Here is a 12971-nt window from a genome sequence, read left to right as displayed (position 1 = left end):
TAAAAAAGGCCCGCATTGCGGGCCTTTTGTCGATTCATGCCAATTACAGGCTGGAAACGTTCTCGGTCAGGTATTTTGCCACGCCGTCCGGAGACGCGTTCATACCTTCTTTACCTTTTTCCCACTGTGCCGGGCAAACGTCGCCGTGCTCTTCGTGGAACTGCAGCGCGTCAACCATGCGCAGCATTTCGTCGATGTTACGACCCAGCGGCAGATCGTTAACCACCTGGTGGCGAACAACGCCGTTAGCGTCGATCAGGAAAGAACCGCGCAGAGCAACGCCCGCTTCCGGGTGCTCGATGCCGTAGGCTTTCTGAATTTCGCGTTTGATGTCAGCAACCATTGCGTATTTCACTGCACCGATGCCGCCTTTGTCGACAGGGGTGTTACGCCATGCGTTGTGGACAAATTCAGAGTCGAAGGAAACGCCAACAACTTCAACGCCGCGCTTCTGGAATTCTTCGTAACGTTTGTCGAATGCGATCAGTTCAGACGGGCAAACGAAGGTGAAGTCCATCGGCCAGAAGAACAGAACGGTAGTTTTACCGTTGGTATGCTGTTTGAAGTTGAAGTTTTCAACGATCTCACCGCTACCCAGTACCGCAGCTGCTGTGAAATCCGGAGCCTGACGAGTTACCAGTACCATATAATTCTCCTGCAATGTTAAGGGGTTTTTGGAACGCAACGCGGGCCAGTATAGAGAGTGTTCGGGAATAAGACAAAGAGGCGTTGGCAATCAATGAGACAGGTTTTGTCTATCAATCTTTTGCCGGATCGCGGCTACGGCTTATCCGGCGGGGAATGCGGGCTGCAATCAAAGGGTTTTACGCCGCGCCTGGTCCATCATTTGCGGATAAAATTGCCAGAAACGTTCTTCTAACGCATCGTAATGCGTATCGAGGTCATACCATGAGTCGCGCAGGGCATCGAGTCGCGGGCGGCGGCTGGCCATGCCGTTCAGGACGTTCTGGATAAAATCCATGTCCCGGTAGCGCTCAAGCCATTTCTCTGACCATATATAGTTGTTCAGATTGATAAAGCGCGGCGGCGATTCCGGCAAAATAGTGGTTACCTGGGTACGGGCATAGCGCACAAAGTCCGTCAGCGGGAAGTCAGGGGAGATTTCCGACCAGTGGCGCGACAGAAAATGATCCCACATGACATCCAGCGTAATCGGTGCGACGCGGCGCGTTTCGCTACGAAACCACTCTTTGGCTTCACGCACCTGCGGCAGGTTATCGGTCATCACGTCGATACGACGGTGCATGAAGATGCCTTCCACCACGTCAGGCGAATAGTGCGTTTCCGGATTACCCCGGACAAAATCGGCCAGCAGATTGCCGGAAAGCGAGCTGTCGGCAAGATGAGCGAGATGCAAATGTGCAAGAAAATTCATAGTTAAACGTTTATCCAGAGGGGTAAAGGTTGCAGGGAGAACGCCCCGGCACTAGACTACCCGCCTCTTATTTTAGTCTGAGTCAGTGTCATGCGCGTTACCGATTTCACCTTTGAACTACCCGAATCCCTGATTGCCCACTATCCGCAAGCTGAGCGCAGTAGCTGCCGCTTGCTGTCTTTGGACGGGCCGACGGGCGCGCTGACGCACGGTACTTTCACCGATTTGCTCGATAAGCTCAACCCTGGAGATTTGCTGGTCTTTAACAACACTCGCGTCATTCCTGCGCGTTTGTTTGGCCGTAAAGCCAGCGGCGGCAAGATTGAAGTACTGGTCGAGCGTATGCTGGATGACAAACGTATTCTGGCGCATATTCGTGCTTCGAAAGCGCCGAAGCCGGGCGCTGAGCTGCTGCTGGGCGACGACGAAAGTATTAACGCGACGATGGTCGCCCGCCATGACGCGCTGTTTGAAGTTGAGTTTAACGACGAACGCAGCGTGCTGGATATCCTCAACGCCATCGGCCATATGCCGTTGCCGCCGTATATCGACCGTCCCGATGAAGACGCCGACCGCGAGCTGTACCAGACCGTGTATAGTGAAAAACCGGGTGCCGTCGCCGCGCCGACTGCGGGTCTGCACTTTGACGATCCGCTGCTGGCTAAACTGCGCGATAAAGGTATTGAAATGGCGTTCGTCACGCTGCACGTCGGCGCGGGTACTTTCCAGCCGGTGCGCGTAGACACCATTGAAGACCACATCATGCACTCTGAATATGCGGAAGTGCCGCAGGATGTGGTGGACGCGGTGCTGGCGGCGAAAGCGCGCGGCAACCGCGTGATTGCGGTGGGCACCACCTCTGTACGCTCACTGGAAAGCGCAGCGCAGGCTGCCAAAAACGACCTTATCGAGCCATTCTTCGGCGATACGCAAATTTTCATTTATCCAGGCTATAAATATCAGGTGATTGATGCCCTGGTAACCAACTTCCACCTGCCGGAATCGACGCTGATCATGCTGGTTTCCGCGTTTGCTGGTTATAAAAACACCATGCACGCCTATCATGAAGCGGTAAAAGCGGAATATCGCTTTTTTAGTTACGGTGATGCGATGTTTATCACGTACAATCCGCAGGCTATTTCTGAGCGACCGTGAGAAGGCTATCTCACTTGCCATTTTGATGGCGGGCAGTGCTCGCCATCCTCACGTACTGCGTGTACGCTCCGGTGGCTGTGCGCTGGTCGCCCCCAAACTGGCTGCGCCGATTGCGCCTTCGCCAGTGGGTTAAGATATTTTTACTCCGTGGAGTGAATCCATGGGGAAAGTTTAATCATCAGACTGTCTCTCTGATGCAGGAGAAAAAATGAAATTTGAACTGGATACCACAGACGGTCGCGCGCGTCGCGGCCGCCTGGTTTTTGATCGTGGCGTAGTAGAAACGCCTGCTTTTATGCCGGTCGGTACTTACGGCACCGTAAAAGGCATGACGCCGGAAGAAGTTGAAGCGACCGGCGCACAGATCATCCTCGGCAACACCTTCCACCTGTGGCTGCGCCCGGGTCAGGAAATCATGAAGCTGCACGGCGATCTGCACGATTTTATGCAGTGGAAAGGGCCGATCCTCACCGATTCCGGCGGCTTCCAGGTGTTCAGCCTGGGCGATATCCGTAAGATAACCGAGCAGGGCGTGCATTTCCGTAACCCGATCAACGGCGATCCGATTTTCCTCGATCCCGAGAAGTCGATGGAGATTCAATACGATCTCGGTTCCGATATCGTGATGATCTTCGACGAATGTACACCGTATCCGGCCGACTGGGACTATGCTAAACGCTCGATGGAGATGTCTCTGCGTTGGGCGAAGCGCAGTCGCGACCGTTTTGATAGTCTCGGCAACAAAAATGCGCTTTTTGGCATCATTCAGGGCAGCGTTTACGAAGATTTACGTGATATCTCTGTTAAAGGTCTGGTAGATATCGGCTTTGATGGCTACGCTGTCGGCGGTTTGGCTGTCGGTGAGCCGAAGGAAGATATGCACCGCATCCTGGAGCATGTATGCCCACAGATTCCGGCAGATAAACCGCGTTACCTGATGGGCGTCGGCAAACCAGAAGATCTGGTTGAAGGCGTGCGTCGCGGTATCGATATGTTTGACTGTGTGATGCCAACGCGAAATGCCCGTAATGGTCATTTGTTTGTGACTGACGGCGTGGTAAAAATTCGTAACGCGAAACATAAAAGCGACACCAGTCCGCTCGATGCTGAGTGTGATTGCTACACCTGTCGCAATTATTCGCGCGCTTACTTGCATCATCTCGACCGTTGCAACGAAATATTGGGCGCGCGTCTCAACACGATTCATAACCTTCGCTACTACCAGCGTTTGATGGCGGGTTTACGCAAGGCTATTGAAGAGGGTAAATTAGAGAGCTTCGTGACCGATTTTTACCAACGTCAGGGTAGACCAGTTCCACCTGTGAACGTTGATTAATTTTAATAATGAGGGAATTTGAATGAGCTTTTTTATTTCTGATGCGGTAGCGGCAACAGGTGCTCCGGCGCAGGGCAGCCCGATGTCTCTGATTCTGATGCTGGTGGTGTTTGGTCTGATTTTCTACTTCATGATCCTGCGCCCGCAGCAAAAGCGTACCAAAGAACATAAAAATCTGATGAGCTCCATTGCGAAAGGCGATGAAGTGCTGACTAACGGTGGTCTGGTGGGTCGCGTGACCAAAGTAGCAGAATCTGGCTACATCGCTATCGCGCTGAACGACACCACTGAAGTGGTTATTAAACGTGATTTCGTAGCTGCCGTTCTGCCGAAAGGCACCATGAAGGCGCTGTAATTTATTGTTTTCCCAAAGGGAACTGCCGTGTTAAACCGTTATCCTTTGTGGAAGTATGTCATGCTGATCGTCGTTATTGTCGTCGGTCTGCTCTATGCGCTTCCCAACCTGTATGGTGAGGATCCGGCTGTTCAAATCACTGGCGTGCGCGGTGCCGCCGCCAGTGAGCAAACGCTGATCCAGGTCCAGAAAACGTTACAAGAAGATAAAATCACACCTAAGTCTGTGGCTCTGGAAGAGGGTGCTATTCTCGCGCGCTTCGACTCCACTGATACCCAACTGCGCGCACGTGAAGTGTTAATGGGCGTACTGGGCGATCAGTATGTCGTGGCGCTTAACCTTGCTCCGGCAACCCCGCGCTGGCTGGCAGCCATTCACGCAGAACCGATGAAACTCGGTCTTGACCTGCGTGGCGGCGTTCACTTCCTGATGGAAGTGGATATGGACACCGCGCTGAGTAAGTTGCAGGAACAAAATATCGATAGTCTGCGCAGCGATCTGCGTGAAAAAGGCATTCCTTATACTACCGTTCGTAAAGAAGATAACTACGGTCTGAGCATCACCTTCCGTGATAGCAGCGCCCGTGATGAAGCTATCTCTTACCTGAGCAAGCGCCACCAGGATCTGGTTATTTCCAGCCAGGGCAGCAATGCTCTGCGTGCGGTAATGACCGATGCGCGCCTGAGCGAAGCCCGTGAGTACGCGGTACAGCAGAACATCAACATTCTGCGTAATCGTGTTAACCAACTGGGTGTTGCTGAGCCGGTGGTACAACGCCAGGGTGCTGACCGCATTGTGGTCGAACTGCCGGGTATTCAGGATACCGCGCGTGCGAAAGAAATTCTGGGCGCAACCGCGACGCTGGAGTTCCGTTTGGTAAACACCAACGTTGACCAGTCCGCTGCGGCATCGGGTCGTGTTCCGGGTGATTCGGAAGTGAAACAGTCTCGTGAAGGCCAGCCGGTTGTGCTGTACAAACGCGTGATTCTGACCGGTGACCATATCACCGACTCTACTTCCAGCCAGGACGAATACAATCAGCCGCAGGTTAACATCTCGCTGGATAGCGCGGGTGGTAACATCATGTCCAACTTCACTAAGGACAACATCGGTAAGCCGATGGCGACCCTGTTCGTGGAGTACAAAGACAGCGGTAAGAAAGATGCTAACGGTCGCGCAGTGCTGGTGAAACAGGAAGAGGTGATTAACATCGCCAACATTCAGTCTCGCCTGGGCAACAGCTTCCGTATCACCGGTATCAACAACCCGAACGAAGCGCGTCAGCTTTCTCTGCTGTTACGTGCCGGTGCGTTGATTGCGCCGATTCAGATTGTTGAAGAACGTACCATCGGCCCAACCCTGGGTATGCAGAACATTAAACAGGGTCTGGAAGCATGTCTGGCCGGTCTGGTGGTGTCTATCCTGTTCATGATCTTCTTCTATAAGAAGTTCGGTCTGATTGCGACCAGTGCGCTGATTGCTAACCTGGTGCTGATTGTCGGTATTATGTCGTTGCTGCCGGGTGCTACGCTGAGTATGCCGGGGATTGCGGGGATCGTCTTAACCCTTGCCGTCGCGGTCGATGCGAACGTACTGATCAACGAACGTATCAAAGAAGAGTTGAGTAACGGGCGTTCGGTGCAGCAGGCGATCAATGAAGGTTATGCAGGCGCATTTAGCTCCATCTTTGATGCGAACATTACGACGCTGATCAAGGTCATCATCCTGTACGCAGTTGGCACCGGGGCAATTAAAGGGTTCGCGATTACTACCGGTATTGGTGTGGCGACGTCGATGTTTACCGCGATTGTCGGTACACGTGCCATCGTAAACCTGTTGTATGGCGGCAAGCGCGTCAAAAAGCTGTCAATCTGAGGAGTGCGAAGTGGCACAGGAATATACTGTTGAACAATTGAACCACGGCCGTAAAGTCTGGGACTTTATGCGCTGGGACTACTGGGCTTTCGGCATTTCAGGTTTCCTGCTGATTGCGGCCATCGTGGTGATGGGCGTACGCGGGTTTAACTGGGGTCTCGATTTCACCGGTGGTACGGTTATTGAAATCACGCTGGAAAAACCGGCCGATATGGACGTGATGCGCGATGCGCTGGAGAAAGCGGGCTTTGTTGATCCGCTTCTGCAGAACTTCGGCAGCAGCCACGACATTATGGTACGTATGCCGCCAACTGAAGGCGCAGACGGCGGTCAGGTGCTGGGCAGCAAAGTGTTGAGTGTGATTAACGAATCCACCAACCAAAACGCCGCGGTGAAACGAATTGAATTCGTGGGGCCGAGCGTGGGTGCAGACCTGGCGCAAACCGGTGCGATGGCGCTGATGGCGGCGCTGATCTCCATCCTGGTGTACGTCGGTTTTCGCTTTGAATGGCGACTGGCGGCTGGGGTAGTTATCGCGCTGGCGCACGACGTGATTATCACACTTGGGATCCTGTCGTTGTTCCATATCGAGATTGACCTGACTATCGTCGCATCGCTGATGTCGGTAATCGGTTACTCGCTGAACGACAGTATCGTAGTATCTGACCGTATTCGTGAAAACTTCCGCAAAATTCGTCGCGGTACGCCTTACGAAATCTTTAACGTGTCATTGACTCAGACGCTGCACCGTACGTTGATTACGTCCGGTACGACGTTGATGGTTATTCTGATGCTGTTCCTGTTCGGTGGTCCGGTACTGGAAGGCTTCTCGCTGACGATGCTGATCGGTGTTTCCATCGGTACCGCATCTTCTATCTACGTGGCATCGGCGCTGGCGCTGAAGCTGGGTATGAAGCGTGAACACATGCTGCAGCAGAAGGTCGAGAAAGAAGGGGCGGATCAACCGTCGATTCTGCCTTAACCATTAAGAGTGAAGATACTGGAATCCCGATCGCAAGGTCGGGATTTTTTTTGCCTGCGATTTAGCGGCAGGACATTATCTTTTTCTCTCGCCACACTACTGACAGTATGCTGTCAGTAGCCCTGTCTTATAGTCCTTCTGAGATTACCCACACAGGCAGGAGGAAGTATGAAGAACGTAATTAACTGGTTTGAAATCCCCGTGGCACAAATGGATCGCGCCATCGCTTTTTATGAGCCAGTGATGCTGGTTTCGTTGCGTCGGGAGAATATGGACTGCGCCGAGCTGGCCGTATTCCCGTATCAGGAGCCCGCTCCCGGCGGGGCGCTGGCTAAATTTGACGGTATTACGCCTTCAGCGCAGGGCGCTATTATTTATCTGCATACGGACGATTTGGCTGCCACGCTTGAACGCGTCGCCACTGCTGGCGGTCAATGCGTGTTTGGCCCACTCGAATTGGGGCAGGACATTGGTACGATTGCGCTATTTACTGACAGTGAAGGCAATCGTGTTGGTTTACATCAACCCGCGTAATACTTTCAGGACTGAGGATTAACATGAGCAGACGCGCCGACCGCTTGTTTCAGATTGTACAAATCCTGCGTGGCAGGCGAGTGACAACGGCGGCGCTGCTGGCAGAACGCCTTGAAGTTTCTGAACGGACGATTTATCGCGATATCCGCGATCTCTCTTTATCCGGCGTGCCCATTGAAGGAGAAGTGGGCAGCGGATACCGCTTGATGGCCGGGTTTGATCTGCCGCCGTTGATGTTAACGCATCACGAATCAGAAGCATTGATGGTAGCGATTCGGTTGCTGAAAACATGGGGCGGAGATTCACTCTCACAGGCGCTGGAATCCGCGCAGGAAAAAGTGCTGGCGATATTGCCGCCAGAGAGTCGGCGCAGAGCCGAGCAAACGCGGATTTTCGCGCCAGATTTTGGTAATCAGCCGCATTCACGCAGTGCGTTCGATCTCATACATCGCGCGGTTTCGGCGCAGCAGGCGTTGGCGCTGCATTATCGCGATGAGTCCGGGAACCTCTCCTGGCGCGACGTTCAACCGTTGGGCTTATTTTTCTGGGGCGAGCACTGGCTGCTGGTTGCCTGGTGCGAGAAGCGTGACGATTATCGCTGCTTTCGCGTTGATCGATGTCTGAAGATCACGCCGCTCGACAGGCGCTTTCGCGAATCGGCGGATCGCTCGCTAAGTGACTTTTTACGTAAAGTACGCTGTGAAGACCAGCCATAAAAAAGCCAGCGGTTAAGCTGGCTTGTCTGCGAAACATTGTCTGGATTAGAAGTTGTAACCTACGACCAGGTAACCACCCCAACCGGTAGATTTCGCGCTGAAGTCGCCTTCGCCCCAGTTCAGAGTATCTCCACCTTTCCACTGACCACCGTTATGGAAGTAACGCGCGACTACGGAGTAGTGCCAGTGATCGTAGTTCAGCGCCAGAACGTGGCTGGAAGCGATAGAGTTGCTGGTGCGGTTCGGATCATCACCCAAATCTGAGCCCCAGTCGAAGTTGGTGAAGCCGATGTAGGTCAACTGACCGCCCCAAACCTGGGTGATCGGCACAAAGTATTTCACTTTGAAACGGTAGCCATCCCACTCGTTTTCGTTGGATGCGCCATAGTTCTGCCACTGGTATTTAGCATACACGTTCAGGGAAAGCCCCATCGGCAGACCGGTATCGATATCGGTACCCAGACCCATATACCAGGTGCTCTGGCGGCTGGCTTTGTTGTCACCCATATCGTAGATGTAGTTGTTGGCGAAATACCATTCTTTGAACGGGCCAAAGCTCAGGTCAGCACCGGTCAGTTTGTCAATGGAGAAACGCGGTTCGATTTCCATAAACAGCGGGGAACCGTCAGACCAGATGCCTTTGTCGTTGCCGTTACCCCAGTCGAAGGTTTTCGGAATATCGATGTAGCCATAGAAGTCAAACCAGTCTTTTTTAGCAAACGCTTCGTATTCCAGATACACATCGTTGTTCAGTTTCGGGGAGAAACGGGTGTGGTAGCTGCCCACCACGTTGACGCTCTGGTGCCACCAGTCGGACAGATATTGCGGTTTGTCATTTTCTGCTGCATTGGCAGTGAAAGACGAGGAGAGCGCCAGCACTGCACCGGCTGCAAGTAATGTTTTTTTCATATGTATGCCACTGTTTGAAATCCCTTTCGGGATAGAAAAATGCGCAATTTGCGTTTCTATACACTTCATCCTTCAAGACGCCTCTTTGTTGGCTGCCTTTGCTCACCCCTGTCACTTACTGATGTAAGCTCCAGGGATTTACGCAGTTGCCGCCTCGATGCATCTTGCATGATTTTGTGTAGAAATATTTCGTGTTTCTTCGGAGCCTATTATAAAAATCATTGTTCACAAAAATATGTCTTGTTTCACAGTTCTATCATTTGCGTAATCGATTGCGTTCACGTTTGCGTACTTTAGGCGGCGAATTGTACTGGCTCCCATGAATGTTGCCAAGTTTTAACAGAAATATTGGTTATGTCAGGGGAGTAACAAAATAAGGCAAAGTGATGTTGCGGAACGCACAAAACGTCCCGCAAAAAAGTTTATTGGCTAACAGGCTGGATGTCGTGGATGCGAACAAACCCTAACTGGTCCGCAGAAAGGCCATTTAACTGCAGCGGAATATCGACGTCGCTGGGTGCAAGGATACTCGCGGGGGCAGTGACCAATTGATTCTGAACGTTCACTTCCTGATAGTTATCCGTGGTGCCCTGAATTTGTCCGTACTCGACGGTGGCGCTAAAGGCGGGTAAAGGTGTGTTGGATTCACCCTGAATCCGCAGCGTCAGACGTGTGCCTTCGGCGTTTGGCGCAATATTGATTAGCGACATACGTAGCGTGCCAATCTGGCTGTCCAGTCGGGCAGGCGTTTTGGAACCCGGCAACAGATAGACGCCGCTGGTTGATTTTGCATTCAACATATTCTGTTGTGTAATTTTTACCGTTTCCTGATTGAGCTGCGTCATCTCTTTGTTCAACGTGCTAACGCTTTGATGCATCTGACGTACTTCGCTTTGCTGTGCGCAGGCGCTAAGACTAAAGAGACTTCCCACCAGGACAATTCTTAGGTAACGTCTTGTCATTGTGATTACTTCCTTCATTGTCGCGATAGCATAATGGTAGTGCGCACTGAGCACGAAGGCATCGATCCTTTGTCTCAAAAGCGCTGCGCCTTTGTTGTCACGCCAGTTCAGGGTAAAATAGATTTCTGTTAACCACTGAGGTACAGGACGCCGTATGCATTGCCCATTCTGTTTCGCCGTAGACACTAAGGTAATTGACTCTCGTCTTGTAGGCGAGGGCTCCTCAGTACGCCGCCGTCGGCAGTGTCTGGTCTGTAACGAACGTTTCACCACTTTTGAAGTGGCTGAACTTGTTATGCCGCGCGTTGTGAAAAGCAACGATGTGCGTGAACCCTTTAATGAAGATAAGCTGCGCAGCGGCATGCTCAGAGCGCTTGAGAAACGCCCGGTCAGCTCTGATGACGTCGAAATGGCGTTGAACCATATCAAATCACAACTGCGTGCAACTGGCGAGCGTGAGGTGCCGAGCAAGATGATCGGCAACCTGGTGATGGAGCAGTTGAAAAAACTCGATAAAGTCGCCTATATTCGCTTCGCCTCGGTTTACCGGAGCTTCGAAGATATCAAAGAATTTGGCGAAGAGATTGCTCGCCTACAGGACTAAGCCATGCAGGATGAATTGTACATGGCGCGCGCGCTGAAGCTTGCTGCGCGCGGACGTTTTACCACGCATCCCAATCCCAATGTGGGCTGCGTGATTGTGAAAGATGGGGAGATCGTCGGTGAAGGATATCATCACCGCGCGGGCGAACCGCATGCTGAAGTCCATGCCCTGCGGATGGCTGGAGAAAAAGCGCAAGGGGCAACCGCCTATGTCACGCTTGAACCCTGCAGCCATCATGGTCGTACGCCGCCATGCTGCGATGCGTTGATTGCCGCGGGTGTGATGCGTGTGGTTGCGGCGATGCAGGATCCCAATCCACAGGTAGCAGGTCGTGGCCTCTACCGTTTGCAGCAGGCGGGTATCGATGTCAGCCACGGGCTGATGATGAGCGAGGTTGAGCAGCTTAATAAAGGTTTTCTCAAGCGCATGCGTACCGGATTCCCGTATCTGCAGCTTAAGCTTGGCGCGTCGCTTGATGGGCGTACGGCGATGGCCAGTGGTGAAAGTCAATGGATAACCTCGCCGCAGGCGCGCCGCGATGTGCAACGTCTGCGGGCGCAAAGCCATGCCATCTTAACCAGCAGCGCGACGGTGCTGGCCGACGATCCTCTGCTTACCGTGCGTTGGTCGGAGCTTGGGGAGTCAACCCAGGCGAGTTACCCGCAGGAAAATCTGCGCCAGCCAATCCGCATTGTTCTTGATAGCCAGAATCAGGTCACGCCGGAGCATCGTATTGTGCAACAGCCAGGAGAAACCTGGATTGTCCGGACTGAAGACGATTCTCGAAGCTGGCCGGAGGCGGTACGCAGCCTGAAGGTGCCGGAACATAACGGGCATCTGGATCTGGTGGTGCTGATGATGCAGTTGGGCAAACAGCAAATTAACAGCATTTGGGTTGAAGCTGGCCCTACGCTTGCGGGCGCGTTATTACAGGCCGGTTTGGTTGATGAGCTAATCGTGTATGTTGCGCCTAAACTGTTAGGCAGCGATGCGCGAGGATTATGTGTTCTTCCAGGCCTTGAGAAACTGGCCGACGCGCCCCATTTCAAATTCAACGAGATACGCCAGGTGGGCCCGGACGTTTGCCTGCATTTAACCACTGCGTGAGGCTTTCTGAATTAGAGCAAGCAGCGCACAGAATATTATGATAAAATCCGCCCCCCTTACGGGGCCATAAATCGAACCCGAAGGAAGAATATGAACATTATTGAAGCTAACGTTGCTACCCCGGACGCTCGCGTCGCCATCACCATTGCGCGTTTCAACAACTTTATCAATGACAGCCTGCTGGAAGGTGCGATTGACGCCCTGAAACGTATTGGCCAGGTAAAAGATGAAAACATTACCGTTGTTTGGGTTCCAGGCGCATATGAGCTGCCGCTGGCGGCTGACGCGCTGGCGAAAACCGGTAAATACGACGCGGTGATTGCGCTCGGTACGGTGATCCGTGGCGGTACTGCGCACTTCGAATATGTGGCTGGCGGTGCTAGCAATGGCCTGGCGCATGTCGCTCAGGACAGTGGCATTCCGGTAGCCTTCGGTGTTCTGACCACCGAAAGTATTGAACAAGCCATCGAACGTGCTGGCACTAAAGCCGGCAACAAAGGCGCAGAAGCTGCACTGACTGCGCTTGAAATGATTAATGTATTGAAAGCCATCAAGGCCTGATTTTTGTAAGGGGAAATCCGTGAAACCTGCTGCTCGTCGCCGCGCCCGTGAGTGTGCCGTCCAGGCGCTCTACTCCTGGCAGTTGTCCCAGAACGACATCGCTGATGTTGAATACCAGTTCCTGGCGGAACAGGACGTGAAAGATGTTGACGTTCTGTATTTCCGTGAACTGCTGTCCGGGGTGGCGACTAACAGCGCGTACCTGGATGGATTAATGAAGCCTTACCTGTCTCGTCTGCTGGAAGAGTTGGGTCAGGTAGAAAAAGCCGTGCTGCGTATTGCGCTGTTTGAACTGTCTAAACGTAGTGATGTGCCGTACAAAGTGGCCATCAACGAAGCGATTGAACTGGCGAAAACCTTCGGCGCTGAAGACAGCCACAAGTTCGTGAACGGCGTACTGGATAAAGCAGCACCTGTGATTCGCCCCAACAAAAAGTAATCCCGAGGCCGGCTGGATGGTGGAACCTGTTTCCGCTGTC

15 protein-coding genes are annotated in these 12971 nt (G+C 52.8%); 11 read left to right on the top strand and 4 right to left on the bottom strand.

Annotated elements, in window-relative coordinates:
- Window positions 1–43: 43 nt before the first annotated feature.
- Together OGW16_RS13950 and acpH are read right to left on the bottom strand one after the other, a co-directional pair.
- Complete coding sequence (locus tag OGW16_RS13950; protein ID WP_003021524.1) at window positions 44–646, bottom strand: peroxiredoxin; 603 nt, start codon at window positions 644–646, stop codon at window positions 44–46.
- A gap of 168 nt (window positions 647–814) precedes the next feature.
- A complete protein-coding gene (acpH, locus tag OGW16_RS13945) occupies window positions 815–1396 on the bottom strand; it encodes an ACP phosphodiesterase (protein WP_043015379.1) in 582 nt (193 codons plus the stop codon).
- 90 nt (window positions 1397–1486) lie between these two features.
- Between acpH and queA the strand changes: the two genes are divergently transcribed.
- The 7 genes from queA (at window position 1487) to OGW16_RS13910 (ending at window position 8349) form a co-directional block, all read left to right on the top strand.
- The gene (gene queA, locus OGW16_RS13940) at window positions 1487–2551 is read left to right on the top strand and encodes a tRNA preQ1(34) S-adenosylmethionine ribosyltransferase-isomerase QueA (protein ID WP_043015380.1); all 1065 of its coding nucleotides are present in this window, start codon (window positions 1487–1489) and stop codon (window positions 2549–2551) included.
- Between the two features lie 208 nt (window positions 2552–2759).
- Window positions 2760–3887 (top strand): tRNA guanosine(34) transglycosylase Tgt, encoded by a 1128-nt coding sequence (gene tgt, locus OGW16_RS13935; RefSeq protein ID WP_003021535.1) that lies wholly within the window; start codon window positions 2760–2762, stop codon window positions 3885–3887.
- Between the two features lie 22 nt (window positions 3888–3909).
- The gene (yajC, locus tag OGW16_RS13930; RefSeq protein ID WP_043015381.1) at window positions 3910–4242 is read left to right on the top strand and encodes a preprotein translocase subunit YajC; all 333 of its coding nucleotides are present in this window, start codon (window positions 3910–3912) and stop codon (window positions 4240–4242) included.
- A 27-nt stretch (window positions 4243–4269) separates the two neighbouring features.
- Window positions 4270–6117, top strand: coding sequence for a protein translocase subunit SecD (secD, locus tag OGW16_RS13925; protein ID WP_003021547.1), 1848 nt, complete (start codon window positions 4270–4272; stop codon window positions 6115–6117).
- A gap of 10 nt (window positions 6118–6127) precedes the next feature.
- Window positions 6128–7099, top strand: a complete 972-nt coding sequence (gene secF, locus OGW16_RS13920) for a protein translocase subunit SecF (protein WP_003021550.1) — start codon at window positions 6128–6130, stop codon at window positions 7097–7099.
- Between the two features lie 168 nt (window positions 7100–7267).
- Complete coding sequence (locus OGW16_RS13915; protein WP_043015382.1) at window positions 7268–7633, top strand: VOC family protein; 366 nt, start codon at window positions 7268–7270, stop codon at window positions 7631–7633.
- A 23-nt stretch (window positions 7634–7656) separates the two neighbouring features.
- On the top strand, window positions 7657–8349 hold the full coding sequence (locus OGW16_RS13910) for a helix-turn-helix transcriptional regulator (protein ID WP_286518529.1): 693 nt from the start codon (window positions 7657–7659) through the stop codon (window positions 8347–8349).
- Window positions 8350–8394: 45 nt separating this feature from the next.
- Here OGW16_RS13910 and OGW16_RS13905 read toward each other — a convergent pair whose 3' ends face one another.
- Window positions 8395–9258 carry a nucleoside-specific channel-forming protein Tsx gene (locus OGW16_RS13905; RefSeq protein WP_003021561.1) on the bottom strand — a complete coding sequence of 288 codons (864 nt, stop codon included), beginning with the start codon at window positions 9256–9258 and terminating at the stop codon, window positions 8395–8397.
- A gap of 422 nt (window positions 9259–9680) precedes the next feature.
- Window positions 9681–10220, bottom strand: coding sequence for a SadB/YajI family lipoprotein (locus OGW16_RS13900; protein WP_213731959.1), 540 nt, complete (start codon window positions 10218–10220; stop codon window positions 9681–9683).
- A gap of 154 nt (window positions 10221–10374) precedes the next feature.
- On the opposite strand from OGW16_RS13900, the gene nrdR reads away from it, so the two are divergent.
- The 4 genes from nrdR to nusB all read left to right on the top strand — a co-directional run bounded on the left by nrdR (window position 10375) and on the right by nusB (window position 12931).
- Window positions 10375–10824 carry a transcriptional regulator NrdR gene (gene nrdR / locus OGW16_RS13895; protein WP_016152032.1) on the top strand — a complete coding sequence of 150 codons (450 nt, stop codon included), beginning with the start codon at window positions 10375–10377 and terminating at the stop codon, window positions 10822–10824.
- Window positions 10825–10827: 3 nt separating this feature from the next.
- Entirely contained in the window at window positions 10828–11931 is a 1104-nt protein-coding gene (gene ribD, locus OGW16_RS13890) for a bifunctional diaminohydroxyphosphoribosylaminopyrimidine deaminase/5-amino-6-(5-phosphoribosylamino)uracil reductase RibD (RefSeq protein WP_286518528.1), read from the top strand.
- 90 nt (window positions 11932–12021) lie between these two features.
- Window positions 12022–12492, top strand: a complete 471-nt coding sequence (gene ribH, locus OGW16_RS13885; protein WP_003021575.1) for a 6,7-dimethyl-8-ribityllumazine synthase — start codon at window positions 12022–12024, stop codon at window positions 12490–12492.
- A gap of 19 nt (window positions 12493–12511) precedes the next feature.
- Window positions 12512–12931: a transcription antitermination factor NusB gene (gene nusB / locus OGW16_RS13880; RefSeq protein WP_000801129.1), complete on the top strand. Its 420-nt coding sequence runs from the start codon at window positions 12512–12514 to the stop codon at window positions 12929–12931.
- The last annotated feature ends 40 nt before the right edge of the window (window positions 12932–12971 follow it).

The sequence above is a fragment of the Citrobacter sp. Ce104 genome, assembly GCF_030334595.1.
Classification (GTDB): Bacteria; Pseudomonadota; Gammaproteobacteria; order Enterobacterales; family Enterobacteriaceae; genus Citrobacter; species Citrobacter europaeus.
Note: the sequence above shows the minus strand (reverse complement) of the source record. Positions and strands in the feature narration are given on the sequence as shown.

Bases quoted from the DNA above. Each gene is read 5' to 3' on its own strand.
- nrdR (WP_016152032.1), top strand. From the start codon at position 10,375: ATGCATTGCCCATTCTGTTTCGCCGTAGACACTAAGGTAATTGACTCT.
- tgt (WP_003021535.1), top strand. From the start codon at position 2,760: ATGAAATTTGAACTGGATACCACAGACGGTCGCGCGCGTCGCGGCCGC.
- OGW16_RS13910 (WP_286518529.1), top strand. From the start codon at position 7,657: ATGAGCAGACGCGCCGACCGCTTGTTTCAGATTGTACAAATCCTGCGT.
- queA (WP_043015380.1), top strand. From the start codon at position 1,487: ATGCGCGTTACCGATTTCACCTTTGAACTACCCGAATCCCTGATTGCC.
- OGW16_RS13950 (WP_003021524.1), bottom strand. From the start codon at position 646: ATGGTACTGGTAACTCGTCAGGCTCCGGATTTCACAGCAGCTGCGGTA.
- OGW16_RS13915 (WP_043015382.1), top strand. From the start codon at position 7,268: ATGAAGAACGTAATTAACTGGTTTGAAATCCCCGTGGCACAAATGGAT.
- OGW16_RS13905 (WP_003021561.1), bottom strand. From the start codon at position 9,258: ATGAAAAAAACATTACTTGCAGCCGGTGCAGTGCTGGCGCTCTCCTCG.
- ribD (WP_286518528.1), top strand. From the start codon at position 10,828: ATGCAGGATGAATTGTACATGGCGCGCGCGCTGAAGCTTGCTGCGCGC.
- yajC (WP_043015381.1), top strand. From the start codon at position 3,910: ATGAGCTTTTTTATTTCTGATGCGGTAGCGGCAACAGGTGCTCCGGCG.
- OGW16_RS13900 (WP_213731959.1), bottom strand. From the start codon at position 10,220: ATGACAAGACGTTACCTAAGAATTGTCCTGGTGGGAAGTCTCTTTAGT.
- acpH (WP_043015379.1), bottom strand. From the start codon at position 1,396: ATGAATTTTCTTGCACATTTGCATCTCGCTCATCTTGCCGACAGCTCG.
- ribH (WP_003021575.1), top strand. From the start codon at position 12,022: ATGAACATTATTGAAGCTAACGTTGCTACCCCGGACGCTCGCGTCGCC.